The 17,248-nt window shown below is 71.5% G+C and carries 14 protein-coding genes; 5 read left to right on the plus strand and 9 right to left on the minus strand.

What is annotated here, in order from left to right; genetic code table 11:
* The first annotated feature begins 71 nt into the window (after positions 1-71).
* Positions 72-3,044 carry a beta-galactosidase gene (locus tag ACFY9E_RS08910; protein ID WP_390980828.1) on the plus strand — a complete coding sequence of 991 codons (2,973 nt, stop codon included), beginning with the start codon at positions 72-74 and terminating at the stop codon, positions 3,042-3,044.
* Between the two features lie 21 nt (positions 3,045-3,065).
* Here ACFY9E_RS08910 and ACFY9E_RS08915 read toward each other — a convergent pair whose 3' ends face one another.
* From ACFY9E_RS08915 to ACFY9E_RS08935, 5 genes are all read right to left on the minus strand, one after another.
* Positions 3,066-4,580, minus strand: coding sequence for an alpha-L-arabinofuranosidase C-terminal domain-containing protein (locus ACFY9E_RS08915; RefSeq protein ID WP_390980830.1), 1,515 nt, complete (start codon positions 4,578-4,580; stop codon positions 3,066-3,068).
* A 68-nt stretch (positions 4,581-4,648) separates the two neighbouring features.
* Positions 4,649-5,620, minus strand: coding sequence for a family 43 glycosylhydrolase (locus ACFY9E_RS08920; RefSeq protein WP_390980832.1), 972 nt, complete (start codon positions 5,618-5,620; stop codon positions 4,649-4,651).
* On the minus strand, positions 5,617-6,474 hold the full coding sequence (locus ACFY9E_RS08925; protein WP_390980834.1) for an ABC transporter permease subunit: 858 nt from the start codon (positions 6,472-6,474) through the stop codon (positions 5,617-5,619). The genes ACFY9E_RS08920 and ACFY9E_RS08925 overlap by 4 nt, the downstream gene beginning before the upstream one ends.
* Positions 6,471-7,409, minus strand: a complete 939-nt coding sequence (locus ACFY9E_RS08930; RefSeq protein ID WP_390980836.1) for an ABC transporter permease subunit — start codon at positions 7,407-7,409, stop codon at positions 6,471-6,473. The genes ACFY9E_RS08925 and ACFY9E_RS08930 overlap by 4 nt, the downstream gene beginning before the upstream one ends.
* Positions 7,406-8,755, minus strand: a complete 1,350-nt coding sequence (locus ACFY9E_RS08935; protein WP_390980837.1) for an extracellular solute-binding protein — start codon at positions 8,753-8,755, stop codon at positions 7,406-7,408. The genes ACFY9E_RS08930 and ACFY9E_RS08935 overlap by 4 nt, the downstream gene beginning before the upstream one ends.
* A gap of 245 nt (positions 8,756-9,000) precedes the next feature.
* On the opposite strand from ACFY9E_RS08935, the gene ACFY9E_RS08940 reads away from it, so the two are divergent.
* From ACFY9E_RS08940 to ACFY9E_RS08950, 3 genes are all read left to right on the plus strand, one after another.
* Complete coding sequence (locus tag ACFY9E_RS08940) at positions 9,001-9,612, plus strand: toxin-antitoxin system, toxin component family protein (RefSeq protein WP_390980839.1); 612 nt, start codon at positions 9,001-9,003, stop codon at positions 9,610-9,612.
* An 11-nt stretch (positions 9,613-9,623) separates the two neighbouring features.
* Positions 9,624-10,838 (plus strand): DUF6545 domain-containing protein, encoded by a 1,215-nt coding sequence (locus ACFY9E_RS08945; protein WP_390982022.1) that lies wholly within the window; start codon positions 9,624-9,626, stop codon positions 10,836-10,838.
* Between the two features lie 276 nt (positions 10,839-11,114).
* Positions 11,115-12,515 carry an FAD-dependent monooxygenase gene (locus ACFY9E_RS08950; RefSeq protein ID WP_390980841.1) on the plus strand — a complete coding sequence of 467 codons (1,401 nt, stop codon included), beginning with the start codon at positions 11,115-11,117 and terminating at the stop codon, positions 12,513-12,515.
* A 110-nt stretch (positions 12,516-12,625) separates the two neighbouring features.
* On the opposite strand, the gene ACFY9E_RS08955 is transcribed toward ACFY9E_RS08950, so the two are convergent.
* The 4 genes from ACFY9E_RS08955 to ACFY9E_RS08970 form a co-directional block, all read right to left on the minus strand.
* Positions 12,626-13,474: an SMP-30/gluconolactonase/LRE family protein gene (locus tag ACFY9E_RS08955; protein ID WP_390980843.1), complete on the minus strand. Its 849-nt coding sequence runs from the start codon at positions 13,472-13,474 to the stop codon at positions 12,626-12,628.
* The gene (locus tag ACFY9E_RS08960; RefSeq protein ID WP_390980845.1) at positions 13,471-14,244 is read right to left on the minus strand and encodes an IclR family transcriptional regulator C-terminal domain-containing protein; all 774 of its coding nucleotides are present in this window, start codon (positions 14,242-14,244) and stop codon (positions 13,471-13,473) included. The genes ACFY9E_RS08955 and ACFY9E_RS08960 overlap by 4 nt, the downstream gene beginning before the upstream one ends.
* Before the next feature lie 328 nt (positions 14,245-14,572).
* Positions 14,573-15,817, minus strand: a complete 1,245-nt coding sequence (locus ACFY9E_RS08965; protein ID WP_390980847.1) for a helix-turn-helix domain-containing protein — start codon at positions 15,815-15,817, stop codon at positions 14,573-14,575.
* A gap of 2 nt (positions 15,818-15,819) precedes the next feature.
* The gene (locus ACFY9E_RS08970; RefSeq protein WP_167526629.1) at positions 15,820-15,972 is read right to left on the minus strand and encodes a hypothetical protein; all 153 of its coding nucleotides are present in this window, start codon (positions 15,970-15,972) and stop codon (positions 15,820-15,822) included.
* A gap of 214 nt (positions 15,973-16,186) precedes the next feature.
* On the opposite strand from ACFY9E_RS08970, the gene ACFY9E_RS08975 reads away from it, so the two are divergent.
* On the plus strand, positions 16,187-17,182 hold the full coding sequence (locus tag ACFY9E_RS08975; protein WP_390980849.1) for a porin PorA family protein: 996 nt from the start codon (positions 16,187-16,189) through the stop codon (positions 17,180-17,182).
* Positions 17,183-17,248: the final 66 nt, after the last annotated feature.

Here is a 17,248-nt window from a genome sequence, read left to right on the forward strand (position 1 = left end):
ACGCACCGCGCAACACATCGTGCACACGCACCACGCACCACGCACCGCAAGGCACAACAGGAGGCGCTCCCTTGGAGCTCAGCAGGCGTACCTTCCACGCTCTGGCCGGCACGGCGGCGCTCGGCTTCGCGCTGACCGGCAGCGGGTCGCCGACCTCCGCCAATCCGGCACGCACCGCCCCCACCGGCCCGCCGCCCCCGGTGCCGGGCGCGGACGGCAGACGGCACGAGGTCGGCTTCGACCACTACTCGCTGCTGGTCGACGGCCGCCGCCTGGTGCTCTGGTCCGGCGAGATGCACCCCTTCCGGCTGCCGAGCCCGTCGCTGTGGCGGGACGTGCTGGAGAAGATGCGCGCACACGGCTTCAACGCCGTCAGCGTCTACGTCGCCTGGAACCACCACTCCCCCGCGCCCGGCCGGTACGACTTCACCGGCGTGCGCGACCTCGACCTGTTCCTGCGGACGGCCGCCGAGACGGGGATGTACGTCATCCTGCGGCCGGGGCCGTACATCAACGCGGAGGTCGACGCCGGCGGCTTCCCCGGCTGGCTGACCGCGACCGAGGGCCGGGCCCGGACCTCCGACCCGACGTATCTGCGCTACGTCGACGAGTGGCTGACCGCGGTCAACGCCATCGTCGCCAAGCGGCTGTTCACGCGGGGCACGGGCACCGTCCTGCTCTACCAGATCGAGAACGAGTACGACGCCCACGTCGACGAGCCGTCCGGGCGCGCCTACATGGCGTACCTCTACGAGAAGGTCCGCGCCGACGGCATCGACGTGCCGCTGTTCCACAACGACAAGGGCCGCAACGGCCACTGGGCCCCGGGGTCGTTCGGCACCGGCGGCGAGAAGGGGCGCTGGCTGTACGGGTTCGACGGGTATCCGGAGCCGGACCGGGTGCCGCCGGACTGGGGTCTCTTCGGGGCCGGCGGCGCGAAGGGCGGGGCGACGGCCAGTCCAAAGACGCCCGGGTTCCTGCCCGAGTTCGGCGGGGGCTGGTTCGACCCGTGGGGCGGCTCCTGGTTCGACGGCAAGGGGTACGCCGAGGCGCGCCGCACCCGGGACGCGGCGTACGAGCGGCGCTTCCACCTCACCAACCTCGCCAACGGCATCACGCTGCACAACGTCTACATGACGTACGGCGGCACCTCCTGGGGCTGGCTGCCCGCGCCGGCCGTCTACACCTCGTACGACTACGGCGCCGCCTTCGACGAGGCCCGCAACGCCACCCCGAAGCTCGCCCCGATGCACCAGACCGGGCAGTTGCTGCGGTTCGTGCCCGACCTCGCCAAGCTGAACCGGGCGAAGACGGTGCGGGCCACCGACGAGCGGCTCAAGGTCTACCACCTGACCAACCCCGACACCGGCGCCCACTTCTACGTCCTGCGCAACGACACCGGCGAGGCGGTCTCCTCGACGCTGCCGGACGCCGGGATCGACGTGCCCGTCACCGTCCCAGCCCGGGACGCCAAGCTGATCGCCGCCGGTCTGAGGCTCGGGAAGCGGACGCTGGTGCACTCCACCGTCCAGCCCATGCTGAGCCTGACCGCCGGGCGGCAGGACATCGCCGTGTTCGCGGGCCGCCGGGGCGAGATGGCCCAGGTCGTCCTGGAGTGCGCGGACGAGCCGACGCCCATGCGGCTGGACGCGGAGCCCGCCTGGGCGTACAACCTGGGCAAGCTGAACATCACGGCTCCGCTGGGCGCCGGCGGGCTGAGCCGGGTGCGGGTCGAGGGCGACGGTGTGGACACGCCGATGCTGGTGCTGTTCGCCGACGACGCCACCGCCCTGCGGCTGTGGCCCTACGAGACCCCGTCCGGTCCGCTCCTGGTCTACGGCCCCGCCCTGCTGCGCTCGGCCGAGCTGCGCGGCTCCACCGTCCACCTCACCGGCGACACCACCGGGCAGACCGGCCTGGAGGTGTGGGGGCCGCGCGGGATCACCCACGTCACCTGGAACGGACGCCCGGTCCCCAGCCGGATCAGCGCCTCCGGCAGTCTGCTGGCGCTGCGGCCGCTGCCCGGCGTGTCCCGGCCGGTCCTGCCCGCCCTGGACGGCTGGCGGCGCCGGACCGGGAACCCGGAGGCCGAACCGGACTTCGACGACTCGGAGTGGACGACGGCCGACAGGACGACGACCTTCAGCACCACGCCCGTGCCCGACGGGCAGCCCGTCCTGTTCGCCGACGACTACGGCTTCCACTACGGCGACGTCTGGTACCGGGGCGAGTGGACCGGCGCGAGCGGCATCGACTCCGTGTCCCTCGCCTACAGCACCGGCACCCAGGGGCTGCTGATGGCCTGGCTGGACGGCGAGCCGCTGGGCACGCACCGGATGCCGGTGCCGGACAAGGCCCGGGCGCGGCAGGGGACGTGGACCGCGAAGGCCCGCTTCGGCCTGCCGAAGGAACTGCGCAAGAGGTTCCGTGAGGAGAAGAAGGGGCAGCGGCACGTGCTGTCCGTGCTCGTGCGGCGGATGCAGCACGACATGGACGGCAAGGCGCTCGACACGCACAAGGCCGCGCGCGGACTGACCGCCGTCACCTTCGAGGGCGCCTCCCCCGAGGTCACCTGGCGCATCCAGGGCACCGCCACGCCCGACCCCGTGCGCGGGCCGCTGAACACCGGCGGGCTGCACGGGGAGCGCGAGGGCTGGCACCTGCCGGAGTACGACGACAAGGACTGGAAGGGCGCCGAACTGCCCCGGGCCGAGCGGCGGCAGGGCGTCACCTGGTACCGGACGGACTTCCGGCTGGACGTCGACCCGGGCGTCGACGCCTCGGTCGGACTCGTCCTCGACGACGACCCGGGCCGGGCCTACCGCGTCCAGATCTTCCTCAACGGCTGGAACATGGGCCAGTACATCAACGACGTGGGCCCGCAGCACACCTTCGTGCTGCCGAACGGGATCCTGCGCACACGTGGTGCCAACACACTGGCGTTGGCGGTGTTGTCCGACGGGACCACACCCTCCGGGCCGGGGGACGTGCGGCTGACGCTGCTGGGTGCCGCGGCCGGAGGGGTGCCCGTGAAACCGGTCTGACCGGATCGACCGGTCCGCCCGTCACGCCAGCCGGATCACGTTCCAGGACAGCGGCTCCAGTACGGCGCTCAGGGTGCCGTCCTGGAGGGCCGTGCCGTCGACCTGGTGGGGGGTGACCCGCTCGGGGTCGTCGAGGGTGTTGCGGGCGTCGGGATCGGCGTCCGCGAGGGCGCTGTGTTCGACGACCCGCGCCAGGTCGAGGCCGCTCAGGGCGACTTCGAGCGGCAGGGCGTCGGTGCGGCTGCGGTTGACGGCGAAGACGGTGACGGTGCCGTCCTCGGCGCGCACGGCCGTGGCGTGCAGCAGGTCGGTCTCGCCGTACTTCTTCGTCTCGTGCTTCGGGGAGTCCACGCGAACGTCCAGGACCTGGCCGCGGCCGTACCGCGACGCCTGCGCGAACGGGAAGAAAGTGGTCTGCCGCCAGGCCGGACCGCCGGGTTCGGTCATGATCGGCGCGATGACGTTGACGAGCTGGGCGAGGCAGGCGACCGTGACGCGGTCGGCGTGCCGGAGCAGGGCGATGAGCAGCGAGCCGAAGACCACCGCGTCCATCACGCTGTAGTTGTCCTCCAGCAGGCGCGGGGCCTCGGGCCAGTCGTCCTGCTCGAAGGTCTTGGCGCGGGCCTCCCACTCGGGCAGGTACCAGACGTTCCACTCGTCGAAGGAGAGGTTGATCCGCTTCTTCGACTTGAGCCGGGCGCCCACGTGGTCGGCGGTCGCGACGACGTTGTCGATGAAGGACTCCATGTCGACGGCGGAGGCGAGGAAGGAGTCGAGGTCGCCGTTCTCGGGCCAGTAGTAGGCGTGCAGCGAGATGTAGTCGACGAGGTCGTACGTCTCCTTCAGGACCGTCGCCTCCCACTCGGCGAAGGTCGGCATGGACTGGCTGGAGGAGCCGCAGGCGACGAGTTCGACGCCGGGGTCCTGCTGGCGCATGGCCCGGGCCGTCTCCGCGGCGAGGCGGCCGTACTCCTCGGCCGTCTTGTGGCCGGTCTGCCAGGGGCCGTCCATCTCGTTGCCGAGGCACCACAGCCGGATGCCGAAGGGGTCCTTGTCGCCGTGGGAGACACGCAGGTCGGACAGGGCGGTGCCCGAGGTGTGGTTGGCGTACTCCTGGAGTTCGAGGGCCTCGGCGACCCCGCGCGTGCCGAGGTTGACGGCCATCATCGGCTCGGCCTGGGGGCCGATCTTGCGCAGGAAGTCGATGTACTCGGAGAGGCCGAAGCGGTTGGACTCCGTCGAGTGCCAGGCGAGGTCGAGGCGGCGGGGGCGGTCCTCGGCGGGGCCGACGGAGTCCTCCCACTTGTATCCGGAGACGAAGTTGCCGCCGGGGTAGCGCACGGCGGTGACGCCGAGTTCCCGCACGAGGTCCAGGACGTCCTGGCGCAGCCCCTTGTCGTCGGCGGTGGGGTGGCCCGGTTCGAAGACGCCGGTGTAGACACAGCGGCCGAGGTGTTCCACGAAGCTGCCGAAGAGACGGGGGTTGACCTCGCCGACGGTGAAAGCGGGGTCCAGGGTGAAGCGGGCGGTGTGCATGTTCGCCTTTCGGGGTTTCGGTTTCGTCTGCGGGTGGTCGGTGGGTGCTCGCTCGGTTCCCCGCGCCCTCAGAGGGCGACTGGCCAGCCGGTTCTCGTCCAGCGCAGGGGATTCAGGCCCAGCTTCGGGGTGCCTTCGTCCTCCGCGTCGTAGTAGTGGTATGCCAGGACATCTTTACCTCTGTCCTTGAAGACCGACGCACCGCCCGGGCCGATGTAGCGGCCGTGCCCCTCCAGCACCAGGTCGCCGCCGCCCTCCAGCATCGGCTTGCCGGTGCTGTCGACGTAGGGGCCGGTGATCGATTCGGACCTGCCGACCCTGATCCGGTACGTGGAGTTCACGCCCTGGCAGCAGGCGTCGTAGGACGCGAAGAGGTAGTAGTAGCGGCCGTGCCGGACGAGGGCCGGGCCCTCGACGGCGTAGGGGGCGTCGGGGCGGGTCGCCAGGTGGTGGACCCGGGCGCCCGGGATCGCCTTGCCGGTCCTGGGGTCCAGCTCGACCATGCGGATGCCGGTCCAGTACGAGCCGAAGGACATCCACAGTCTGCCGTCGGCGCGAACGACGGCCGGGTCGATGGCGTTCCAGGTGTCGCTCGTCCGGGACGTGAAGACCTTGCCGTGGTCGGTCCAGGTGCCGGGCAGGCCCGTGCGGGAGGTGGCGACGCCGATCGCGGAGTGGTTGGTGCCCCAGGAGGAGACGGCGTAGTAGAGCCAGTAGCGGCCGTCGCGCCGGGAGAGGTCCGGGGCCCAGGGGTCGGCCTTGTCGTTGTACTCGTACCACCAGGCCGGGGGCTCGGCGAAGGCGTTGCCGGCGTCGGTCCAGTGCCTGCCGTCCTTCGACAGGCGGGCGCCGATGACGCCGCCGGTGGAGTAGGCGACGTAGCCGCCGGACGTCAGCCGGGAGACCGTCGGGTCGTGGATGATCTCCTGGCCGGTGAGGGGGCGCGGGTCGGGGTAGGTCCCGGCCGCCTGTGCCGCGGGGGGCAGCAGGGCCAGGAGCGTGGCCGCGGCGACGGCGGAAAGAGTGCCGCGCACGGTCACTGCCCCGCCAGTCCCGTGTGGGCGACGCCCGCCACGATCTGGCGCTGGAAGAAGACGAACACGATGATCAGCGGCAGGCCCGCCATGAGACCGCCGGCCATCAGCTGGGCCCACTGGATGCCGTAGGAGTTCATGACGGTCGCGATGCCGTTCGGCATGGTCATCAGGTCGGGGTTGTTGGTCACCATGTACGGCCAGAGGAAGTTGTTCCACGAGGCGATGAAGGTGAAGATGCCGACCGCGGCGAGGGAGGGGCGGGAGAGCGGCAGGACGATGGTGAAGAAGACCCGCCAGCGTCCGGCGCCGTCGATGAACGCGGCCTCCTCCAGCTCCCGCGGGATGCCCTGGAAGAACTTGTAGAGGATGTAGACCATCGCGGCCGGCGCGCACTGCGGCAGGATCATGCCCCAGTAGGTGTCGACCATCCCCATCTGCTGGACGGTGGTGAAGAGGGGGACGCCGAGGACCGCCGGGGAGACCATCAGGCCGGCCATGACCACGCCCATCAGGACGTTCTTGCCGCGGAACTCGGTGCGGGCGAAGCCGTAGCCGGCCAGGGCGCTCACCAGCAGCACGACGGACGTCACGCAGACCGAGACGACCAGGGAGTTCACGAACCAGTTGGTGATGTTGCCGGTCTCGAAGAGGGCCTTCCAGGCCTGGCCCGTCCAGTCCTCCGGCACCCAGTGCGGCGGGATCTCGGCCGCCTCGGCCTCGGACTTGAGCGAGGTGAGCAGGGCCGCGGCGATCGGCGCCATGAAGACGGCGGAGACGGCGACGCCGAGCACGGTCAGGACGATCTGGCCGGGCGTCCAGGGACTGCGGGGCTTGAGCCGTATCTCGGTGCTACTCATCGGGTGCCCTCCGCTCGGTTGCGCAGCAGCCACATCCGCGCCAGGGCGACGACTGCGATGATCACGAAGAAGATGACGGACATCGCGGAGGCGTAGCCCACGCGGTAGCTGGTGAAGCCCTGTTCGAGGGTGTACTGGACGAAGGAGCGCGTGCTGAGCTCCGGTCCGGGGCTGAAGTCCATCATCACGACGGCCTGGTCGAACAGCTGGAGCGAGGCGAGGATCTGAAGCGCGATCACCAGGCCGGTGATGTTGCGCAGCATCGGCAGGGTGATGTGGACCATGCGGTGCCAGGCGTTGGCGCCGTCCAGCTTCGCGGCCTCGTACAGGTGGGCGGGGATGCCCTGGAGTGCGGCGAGGTAGAGCAGGAAGCTGAAGCCGACCGTCCACCACAGGGTGGTGATGACGATGGCGAGCATGGCGTACGACTTGTCGGTCAGCCAGGGCGTGTCGAGCCCGAAGGTCTCGTTGAACAGGCCGATGCCCTGGGTGAACAGCCACTGCCACATGTTGGCCGCGACCGTCGACGGGAGCAGGAACGGCGTGAAGAAGCACAGCCGCCACAGCCACTTCCCGCGCTCGATGGTGTGGGCGAGCATCGCGAGCAGGAAGGCGAGGAGGGTGATGCAGGGGACGACGAGGAGCGTGAAGTACGCGCTGTGGCCGAGCGCGTCCCACATCGCCGCGTCCTTCAGGGCCTCGCGGTAGTTGTCGAGGCCGACGAAGCTCGCTCCCTCGCCCGTGATGTTGGCGTCCGTGAAGCTGAGGTAGAGGCCGCGCAGCAGCGGCCAGATCACGAACAGCGCGAAGAGCGCCAGGAACGGGGCGACGAACCAGCCCCCGTGCTGGAACCCCTGCTTGCGGCGGACGGTCGCGGCGGCCGTGGCGGTCCTCGCCCGGGCCGGTGCGACGACGGTCTGAGCGCTGGTCGTCATGCGACCGCACCTCCCTGCGCGGCGGTCCTGCCGTCCATCGGGTTCTGCGAGGCGAGGAGCCTGGTGAGCCGGCTCTTCATCCGCTGCGCGACCGCGGCCGGCTTGGCGGAGCCCATGGTCGAGGAGACGACGACCGGGCCGAGGTCCTGGGCGAGGACGCCGGTGGATCCCGCGAACCACACCTTCGGCTCGGTGGCCTGGTGGTCCATGGCGCTCACATACTCGTTCTGCGGGGCGAGCTTCTTGTACGCGGCCGTGGAGAGCGTCGGCGTGTATGCGGGGATGTGGCCGCCGGCCGCCCACTGGAGGGCGTGCTTGACGACGTAGGCGGCGAGTTCGTGCGCGCCCTCGTTGGTGGCGCCGCCGCGTCCGGACTGGTGGGGCAGGACGAAGGCGTGCGACTCGGCGTGCGTGGCCTGTGTGCCGAAGACCGGCGGCAGCGGGGTGGCGCCGTAGTCGAGCTTCGCGCCGGAGAAGACCGGCACCGACCAGTTGCCCTCCCAGGTGAAGGGGGCGCCGTTGACGAACTGCTCGCCGGTGGGGGCGCCGGGCACGACATAGCCGTCGGTGACGTGCCGGCGAAGGAACTCCAGGACCTGGGTGGCCTTGTCGGTGTCGAAGGTGACCTCGGTGTGGGCGTCGTTGAACCAGGTGCCGCCGAGCTGGGTGTAGAAGGCGACGAAGAACCACCACTGGAAGTTCTGGTCGTTGGTCCACAGGCCGATGGTCTGGAGGCCCTTCTTCTGAACCTGCTTGGCCTTCTTCAGGACGTCGAACCACTCGGTGGTGGAGGTGACCGGGATCATCCGGCCGTCGTCGCCGAGCAGCCCCGCCTTCTTCAGCACGTCCTTGCGGTAGAAGCAGAGCTGGACGTGGATGTCGAGCGGAAGGGCGTAGAGCTTGCCGTCGATGACGCCGCGCTTCCACAGGGTGGGGTTGTAGTCCTGCTCCCGTACGCCGTACTTGGCGAGCAGGCCGACGTCCCAGGGGTCCAGGAGGCGGCCGGGCGAGAAGCCGGGTACCCGGCCCAGGTGCATGACGCCGAGGTCGGGGGCGCGGTTGCCCGCGGCCGCCATGGCGAGTTTGGTGTAGAAGGGGTTGCCCCACTGGAGCGTGGAGTCCTTCACGTCGATGCGGGGGTTCGCCTTACGGAAGGCGTCCAGCATCGCGATCATGTTGGTGCCGTCGCCGCCGCTGAAGAGGTTCCAGTAGCGCACACGGGTGTCGGCGCTGGAGGCGAGCGCGTCGGCTCCGGTGCCGAGCGCGGCGAAGCCGAAGCTGCCGGCGACGAAGAGTCCGCCGAGCCCGCCGAGAAGCTGCCTGCGGTTCAGGTCAGGTCGTCCCATGCCCTGCCCTTACGATCGATGACCAGTACCGTTCGATATGTCGGATGGCGCTCGTTACTTCGAACGGGACCGTAAGTTCGAAGCGCTTGCGCGTCAATGGTCCGGCCCAAGTTCGGTCCGGACATTCAGGTCGGGAACGGTCGTTCCGCGTTGAACATCGGACACCGGATCGCATGACGCGCACACTTTCGGGCGCGTAGTCTCGGATCCGCCGAGAGGCCGGCCGGCGGCGAGAAGGGGGAGCGATGGACATCGCGGGCGCGCGGATGACAGCCGCCCGAGTCACCGCCGCGCTCCGGCTCTCGCGCAGTGGCTCCGCGATGCGCGGCCTGGCCGCCCAGCTCGCCACCGCGGTCCGCAAGAGACCGGAGCACCCCACCGACGTACGGTCGTTGTGCCGGGCGCTGTGCGAGGAGATGAGCACGCGGCGCGGCGGACGGCCCATCCAGCTGCGGTTCGAGCGCTTCCCCGACGAGATCGAAGTGACCGGTCTGTGGGTGGAGTTCCAGGACTTCGACCTGGTCATCGTCGAGGAACGGGCGGAGGCCGTGCAGCAGTTGGTCATCCTGGGCCACGAACTGTGGCATCTGCACGCGGGGCACGGTCATCACCGGGGGGCGGGCGCGGCGGCGGCCCACGCCTTCGCCGACCGGCCGGGATGGGAGGACGGCGCGCTGGCGGTGGCCGCCCGCAACGGCTCCCGGGAACGGGACGAGGCCGATGCCGACGCCTTCGGACTGCGGCTGGCGGCGGGGTGCCGGGCGCTGCTGCCGGGTGGGCGCGGGCCGGACGTCCCCCTCGAACCCGTGCAGCGGTCGCTGGGCTACCGGGGGCCGCGAGGAGGTGCGGCACCGTGAGGACGGTGGCGATGACCCCGGTCGAGTTCGTCAACCAGTTCTATCCGAACTTCTGGTGGATCCCCGCGGGGGTCCTGGCCGCCGCCCTGGCCATCAAGCTGCCGAGCATCATCCGGCTGTGGAAGGACCCGATGCTGCGCGCGGTCGGCGGGCTGCTGCTGCTCGCCTGCGCGGTGTTCGTCTTCGTGGCGCCGTCGACGATCGCCCGGGTCAACCGGCTCACCGGGGTGGCGAACTTCTCCGGCCCCTGGGTCTACTCGCTGCTCACCGCGTTCTGCGCCTTCTGCCTGCTGCTGATCATCTCCTGGCGCAACGGCCTGTCCGACCGCTCGGACCGCACCCGGCGCGCGATGCGCGGGGTCGTGGCGGTCTATTCGGGTGTGATCGTCGCGATGTGGGTGCTGTTCGCCCTCGCGGACGTGCCGGTGGAGCGGCTGCGAGATCTCGACACGTACTACGCGAACACCCCGTACATGCGCGAAGTGATCGTGCTCTATCTGCTCGCGCACACCGTGGCCGCGCTGGTCACCAACGGGCTGATCTGGAACTGGGTGCGCACGGACGGGCTCGACTCGCTGCTGCGCTGGGGACTGAAGTTCCTCGGCGTGGGCTACGCGGCGCAGTTGTTCTTCGACGCGGCCAAGATCAGCGCCGTGGCGGCCCGTTGGTCCGGGCGGAACGTGGACTGGCTGAGCACGGCCGTCGCCCCGCCGCTCGCCTGCCTGTCCGCCGTGCTCATCGCGGTCGGTTTCATCCTCCCGCACGCCGGGCAGTACCTGCACGGCCGCTGGCACGTCCGGCTCGCCCACCACGAACTGCGGCCGCTGTACCTGCTGATGAAGACGGTCAACGGCGAAGGGGTCCCGTTCCTGCTGCGGGCGACGCCGGAGTTGCGACTGGTACGCCGGGAGACGTTCATCCGCGACGTGCTGCTGCCGCTCGCCCGGCACATCGACGAGGACCGGCGCGAACGGTTCCACGACGCGGCCCTCGCCCTCGGCCACCCGCCCGATCTGGCGAAGGCACTCGGCGCCACCGCGGCGATCCTGGACGCGGCCGACGCCAGGAACCGGACCCGGGAGGACGACGGCACCGGTGCCCGTGACACCACGGACCTGCTGCGCGAGATCGGCGCCGTGTCCCGGGCGCTGCGTCGCACGGAGGACCTCCGGGCGATCCGCGCCCTGACCCATGACCACACGGACGGCAGGTCGCTCACCGGCTGACCTCGTCCCCTGGGCTGCCTCCCGCGGCCACGGGTGCCGTGCCGGCCGCGGCAGGAGCCCGTCCTGCCCGTCGCGCCCGGCCGAATTCGAGGACGAGACCCGCACAGGGGGCCGCACGCACGGTACGTGAAGGTACGGTGAGAGCCGTCCGGATCGGGGCCCACATGGCTCGAAACCGGTGCCGGCGGCCGGTGTTGTCCGCCGCACGGCCGTGGCCGGACGTCGGGGAATGCCCTCAGGGCGGGGGAGCCTTCATGGCTGAGTGCGAGGAGTCGCATGTCGCGTAGAGCTGTCGTCATCGGTGCGGGTCTGGCCGGCATGCTGGCCGCGGCGGCCCTGTCCGCCGTCGCGGACGAGGTGGTCGTGCTCGACCGGGACGATCTGCCCGAGGGGCCCGAGCACCGCAAGGGCCTGCCGCAGGGACGTCACGCGCATCTCCTCATGGCCGGCGGTCTGGCCCCCATGGAGGACCTGGTGCCGGGCGTGAGCATGCGCAAGCATCTGCTCGCCGCCGGTGCGCACGAGATTCCGCTCGGCTCGGGCATGGTCGCCCTCACGCCCGAAGGCTGGTTCCGGCGCTGGCGTCATCCCGGACCGCGGATGCTGACCTGCACCCGGGCCCTGCTCGACTGGGCGGTCCGGGGCGCCGTGCTGGACAACACCGGGGTGGTGATCCGCAAGGCGCGGGTGCTGGAGCTGACGGGGTCGCGGCAGCGTGTGACGGGGGTGCGCCTCTCGACCGCCGCCGGGGACGAGGAACTCGCCGCCGACTTCGTGGTGGACGCGAGCGGACGCGGCTCGCGGATCGTGACCTGGCTGGCACGGCTGGGCGTCGACGACGTGCGTGAGAAGACGGTGGACGCCGGCCTGGTGAACGCCACCCGCCTCTACCGCACTCCCGAGGGGGCCGGGCGTTTCCCCCTGACCATGGTGCAGGCCGATCCGTATCAAGGACGGCCCGGGCGCAGCGGCATGGTGCTGCCGATCGAGGGCGACCGCTGGATGGTCAGCCTCGCCGGCACGCGGGGCGGCGGTGAACCGCCGTCCGATCCGGACGCGTTCCTCCGCTACACCCTGGACCTGCCCGACCCCATCGTGGGCCGGCTGATCTCCGGCGCGGAACCGCTCACCGAGGTCCATGTCAGCCGCAGCACCAGCAATCACCGCCGGTACCTGGAGAAGGTGCGCTCCTGGCCCGAGCGCCTCGTCGTCCTCGGTGACGCGCTGGCCACCTTCAACCCCGCCTACGGGCAGGGCATGTCGGTGGCCGCGCTGGGCGCCCGGGAGCTGGACCGGGAGCTGCGAAGGTCCGGCCTCGGCGAGCCCGGGCTCGCCCGGCGTGTGCAGCGGCGGGCGGCCGGGCCGGTGGAGGCCGCGTGGACGATGGCGGTGAGCCAGGACGTCTGGTATCCCGGCACGCGCGGGGGTTCGCCCGGGGTCGCCGACCGTCTGGTCACCGCCTACACCCGCCGCATGATCCGCACCGCGACCGGCTCGTACACGGCGGCGTCGGCGGTCTGGGACGTGATGAGCATGACGACGAGGCCGACGCGGCTGCTGCGGCCCTCGACGGTGCTGGCGACGCTGAGCGGGCCGCCGTTGCCGGCGGCGGTGGGGGCGCCGCTGACGGAGGAGGAGCGTGCGGTCCTGCGGCGGCTGGACCGGACGGGACGCTGAGACGGGGGCGGCCGGGTCCGGTCCGCGCGCGTCGGCGTCCTCACGTGCGGGCGTGCCGGGAGCCCGGCCGCCTCCGTCCCGCCCCGTCCGCCGCCCGGCCCCGTCCCTCGTCAGCCGGCGAACGCGGGCAGGGCCAGTCCCTTGCCCGCCCCCGGCACGACGAACAGGGAGCCCGCCAGCGCGGGCGGCTCGGTCAGGCCCACACGAGCCGTCGTCACGTACAGGTCGGTCAGCCCGGCCCCGCCGAACGCGCACGCCGTCACCAGCGGCACCGGCAGCTCGATCACCCGGTCCAGCTCACCGCCGGGTGTGTACCGCCGCACCGCCGAGCCCTGCCACAGGGCGACCCACACGCACCCCTCGGCGTCCACGGTCAGCCCGTCGGGGAAGCCCGCGTCCTCCTCGATCTCGACGAGGGTCCGCCGCCCGGAGATCCGGCCGTCCGCGTGGTCGAAGACGTCGACCCGCCGGGTCGGGGAGTCGATGTAGTACATCAGCCGCCCGTCGGGGCTCCACCCCGTGCCGTTGCTGACGGCCACGTCGTCGAGCACGACCCCGACCGAGCCGTCGCCGGTGACGCGGGACAGCGTCCCGCCCCCCGGCGCCTCGTCGTAGCGCATCGTGCCCGCCCACAGCGCGCCGTCGGGAGCGACGGCGGCGTCGTTGCCGCGGCGGCCGGGGACCGGCTCGTGGTGGAGCCAGCCGAAGCTGCCGTCCGGGTCGAGGAGGCCGACCCCGTCGCGCAGGTTCAGTACGAGCCCGCCACCGGCGCGCGGCTTGACGGCACCGATGTGCTGCTCCGTGCGGCGGACCGTGCGACGCCCGGTGGCCGGGTCGTAGGTGTGCAGGCGCGAGCCGAGGATGTCGATCCACAGCAGCCGTCCGGCCGTCGCGTCCCAGGTCGGGCCCTCGCCGAGCTCGGCCTCGGCCCGCACCGCGACCTCGTACGGCCTCGTCATGCCGGGCTCCGGTGACCGAGGTGCTCGGACAGCTCGGCGGCGCCCTTGGCGGCGAGCTGCTCCAGCTCCGCGCGGCGCTCCTCGCTCCAGCGGATCATGGGCACGGAGATCGACAGGGCGGCGACGACCTGCCCGGTGCGGTCGCGGACCGGTGCGGCCACGCAGGAGACGTCCGGGTTGGACTCGCGGTTCTCCACGGCGAGGCCGCGCTCACGGATCTCGGCCAGGGCCTCGCGCAGAGCGCCCGGGTCGGTGATGCTGTTGGGGGTCATCCCGACCAGCTCGGCGTCGTCGGGGATGCGCGCGGCGAGCTCCGGCTCGGGAAGGGAGGCCAGCAGCATCTTGCCGACGGAGGTGCAGTGGGCGGGCAGCCTGCGCCCGGCCGCCGACACCATCCGCACGGCGTGCGTGGAGTCGACCTTGGCGATGTAGATGACGTCCGTGTCCTCGAGGATCGCCACGTGCACGGTCTCGTCGCAGGTCTCGGCGACGGACCGGGCGACCAGCTGTCCCTCGGCCGCGAGGTCGAGCTGCTCGGCGTAGCGGGCGCCGAGCTGGTACGGGCGCACACCGAGCCGGTAGCGTCCGGGCTGGCCCGGCATCGGGACGATGTACTTCCGGGCGGCGAGCGTGGTCACCAGTTCGTGCACGGTGGTGCGCGGCAGCTGGAGCTTGCGCACGATGTCGGGGGCGGAGAGCGTCCCGTCCCCGTCGAGAAAGAGCTCGAGAATGTCGAGAGCCCGGGTCACGGCTGGTACGAGGCGTCCCACGACCGGCCCCCTCCCTAATATGTCTCAGGCGCCTGCGTTCGAGATTTCAACAGGCGATCGGCATGACGAACACAGGCTAGCCATAGAGGTATGCCCGGGCAATGGGCAGACCCCCTGCGAGCGGAAACGCCCGAGCACACGACGAGCGCGTGGCGTGCACATGGAAGTGCCCGGTGTGCGACACGTCACAGGTGTCGCAGAGGTGGGCGCACGTGGAAACCTCGGTGGCGCACCTGGACGCCCCCGCCCCTGGGCGCGCGGTGGCGAAGGAGCGGGCCGCGGTGTGACACCGGGGCGGCGGTGGTCGTCGCCGGATGTGCCGCCCGGCTCACCGCCGCCCCCGCGTCACCCCCAGCTGCCCCCGCAGCCGCTGCGCCCGCAGCACCAGTTCCAGTTCGAAGCGGCGGTCGGGGTCGTCGATCTCGTCGCCCCACAGTTCGCGGATCTGGCGCAGGCGGTAGCGGACCGTCTGGGGGTGGACGCCGAGGCGGGTGGCGACCTCCGGGGCGCCGCCGCGGGTCTCCAGCCAGGCCAGGAGGGTTTCGGCGAGGCGGCGGCCGTGGGTGGGGCCGCAGTGGGTCAGGGGGGCCAGGCATCTCAGGGCCAGGTCGTCGATGAGTTCCTCGGGCTGGAGGAGGACGAGGGCCTCGGTGTGTTCGGTGCAGTAGAGGACCTCGCCGCCGGGGAGGAGGTCGCGTTCCATCAGGCGGACCGCCGCCTCCGCCCAGCGCAGGGACTTCGCCGCGTCGGTGAGCGGGACCGGTGGGCCGATCGCGCCGGACCAGCCGGCCAGGGCCCGGTGCATGAGCTCGGAGCGGCCCGCCGCGTCCGGTTCGGGCACCACCATGCGGGGCTGCTCGTACTCCATGTCGAGCAGGACGCCCTGGCCGACCGCGGGCGCCATCGCCTCGCGGGCCGGGCGGAGCAGGACGCCGACCGCGACCTTCGCCGGTAAGGGCCAGCCGATGCGGGCGGCCCGTTCGGTCAGGGCCTCGGCGGGGTCGCCGCGGTGGTGCTCGGCGAGGAGCAGTTCCATGAGGCGGCGTTGCAGGCGCAGGCGTTCGCCGGCCTGGCGGGCCGCGGCCTCGGCGTAGCCGCGTACGGACTGGTCGACCAGGCCGTCGAGGTACTCGTAGCCCGCGTCGACGAGTTCGTACATCGCCGGGGGCGGGATCTCCACGCGCTGGCCGATGTCGGCGAAGCGGCGCCAGGCCAGGCGTACGCCCATGCGGTAGATGGCCTGGAGGGAGTCGAGCGAGCGGCCGTTCAGGCCCTCGCCGCGGCCGAACTCCTGGAAGACGCCGGGCGGGACGGTCGGGCGTCCCTCCGAGTGCTCCAGGTGCTGCACGAAGACCTCGATGGCGCGGCGGATGCCGACCAGGGCCATCGGCTCGCCGGAGTCGTCGAGGACGACGGGCAGATGCGGGTACTCGCGCTGGATCTCGCAGAGGATCTCCTCGGCGAGGGCGGGCGCCTCGGCCATGGCGATGGCGGCGAACCGGCGCACTTGGAAGCGCGGTACGTCGTGCCATGCCGAGCGGGTGGTGAGAGCTGCGGTGCGGGCGGCCGTCACGGTCAACTCCCCTGACCGGCTCGCTCGTACGTGATCAGGGGGGTGTTCGGCTGGTCGGGTGTGGCTTGGAGCAGCGCGACCACGCCCAGCGCGGCGCCCACGGCGAGGGCGGCGGCGAGCGCGACGGTCAGCGCGGCAGCGAGCAGTCTGGACATCGCAGGGTCAGCCTCTCTGTCCGGATTCGTCCGGAGATCGTCCGGAGGTTTCCCCACCCCGGGGTCCCGTCCCTGCCTGTCGCGCCCAGTCTCGACAAGCATTGACACCCCGTCAAGAGCGGCCTACGGTTCCCGGCCCAGCCGCACGCGCTGATCCCTCCGCCGTGCCGGCCCTCTCGTACGTCGAGCCGTCCCAAGCCACTGGAGTGCCCGGATGCGCCGTACAACCTCTCCCTTTTCCCTGGTCCTGCTGGGTGTCGGCACGTTCCTGCTGGTGCTGGCGCCCCTGCTCGCCTGGTACGTGGAGCCGCGTGCCGCGGTGAACCCGATCGACATCGACACCACCGCCGTCTACACCGGCCGGGGCAGCGTCTTCGACACTGACCGGATCGAGACGGTGCCCGACCGGAAGATCACCGTGACCCAGCGGGTGCGGGGCAACGTCGAGGACAGCCAACGCAGCGGCAACGCCGTCTGGGACGTGACGACCACGGTCGACACCGACAAGTCGCTGCCGGCCGCCGACCCGCACGACGCGCTGGACTTCGTGCCGCACCGCTGGGTGATGGACCGGAAGACCACGCGGCCGGTGCACTGCTGCGGCGAGAAGCCGTACATCGAGGGCGAGGCGTACCTGAAGTTCCCCTTCGACGTGCAGAAACGCTCCTACCAGTGGTGGGACAACACCCTCGGCGACACGGTCGTGCTGCACTACCGGGGCACCGCGAAGGTCCAGGGCTACACCGGCTACAAATTCACCGGCTCGGTGCCGCCGACGAGGACCGGCACGCGCATGGTGCCCGGCACCCTCGTCGACCAGCCGAATCGGCCGCAGGTGCTGGCCGAGGAGTGGTACTCCAACCACGGCTTCGAGCTGGTCGTGGACCAGGCGACGGGCCGCGTGATCTACGCGCAGACCGGCCCGAGGCGGACCCTGCGGGCGCCGGGCGGGAAGAAGGACGCGGCGGTGCTGCTGGACAGCCGGAAGGTCGCGTTCACCACCGCGACCCAGAAGGAGGCGGTGCGGCAGGCGAAGCGGGACAGCGGGCAACTGCGGATGGTGGGCACGACGTTGCCGATCGGGGCGGCGATCGGCGGCTTCGTACTCGCTGTGGTGGGCGGCGTTCTCGTGGCACGTGGGCGGAAGGAGCCGGAGCACCCCGTTCCGACGGATACATCCGGTATGCCCCAGCCCACCCTCACGATGTGATGTGACGTCAGCTCCAACAAAGCCGGAAATTGTCACGTCGGTGAGTAGCCGTGGCGAACGTCCGGG

This window comes from Streptomyces sp. NPDC012466 (genome assembly GCF_042955215.1).
GTDB lineage: Bacteria > Actinomycetota > Actinomycetes > Streptomycetales > Streptomycetaceae > Streptomyces.

Coding starts and splice junctions, on each gene's coding strand:
- ACFY9E_RS08915 (WP_390980830.1), bottom strand. CDS start 4,580: ATGCACACCGCCCGCTTCACCCTGGACCCCGCTTTCACCGTCGGCGAG.
- ACFY9E_RS08925 (WP_390980834.1), bottom strand. CDS start 6,474: ATGAGTAGCACCGAGATACGGCTCAAGCCCCGCAGTCCCTGGACGCCC.
- ACFY9E_RS08930 (WP_390980836.1), bottom strand. CDS start 7,409: ATGACGACCAGCGCTCAGACCGTCGTCGCACCGGCCCGGGCGAGGACC.
- ACFY9E_RS08935 (WP_390980837.1), bottom strand. CDS start 8,755: ATGGGACGACCTGACCTGAACCGCAGGCAGCTTCTCGGCGGGCTCGGC.
- ACFY9E_RS08940 (WP_390980839.1), top strand. CDS start 9,001: ATGGACATCGCGGGCGCGCGGATGACAGCCGCCCGAGTCACCGCCGCG.
- ACFY9E_RS08945 (WP_390982022.1), top strand. CDS start 9,624: ATGACCCCGGTCGAGTTCGTCAACCAGTTCTATCCGAACTTCTGGTGG.
- ACFY9E_RS08950 (WP_390980841.1), top strand. CDS start 11,115: ATGTCGCGTAGAGCTGTCGTCATCGGTGCGGGTCTGGCCGGCATGCTG.
- ACFY9E_RS08955 (WP_390980843.1), bottom strand. CDS start 13,474: ATGACGAGGCCGTACGAGGTCGCGGTGCGGGCCGAGGCCGAGCTCGGC.
- ACFY9E_RS08970 (WP_167526629.1), bottom strand. CDS start 15,972: ATGTCCAGACTGCTCGCTGCCGCGCTGACCGTCGCGCTCGCCGCCGCC.
- ACFY9E_RS08975 (WP_390980849.1), top strand. CDS start 16,187: ATGCGCCGTACAACCTCTCCCTTTTCCCTGGTCCTGCTGGGTGTCGGC.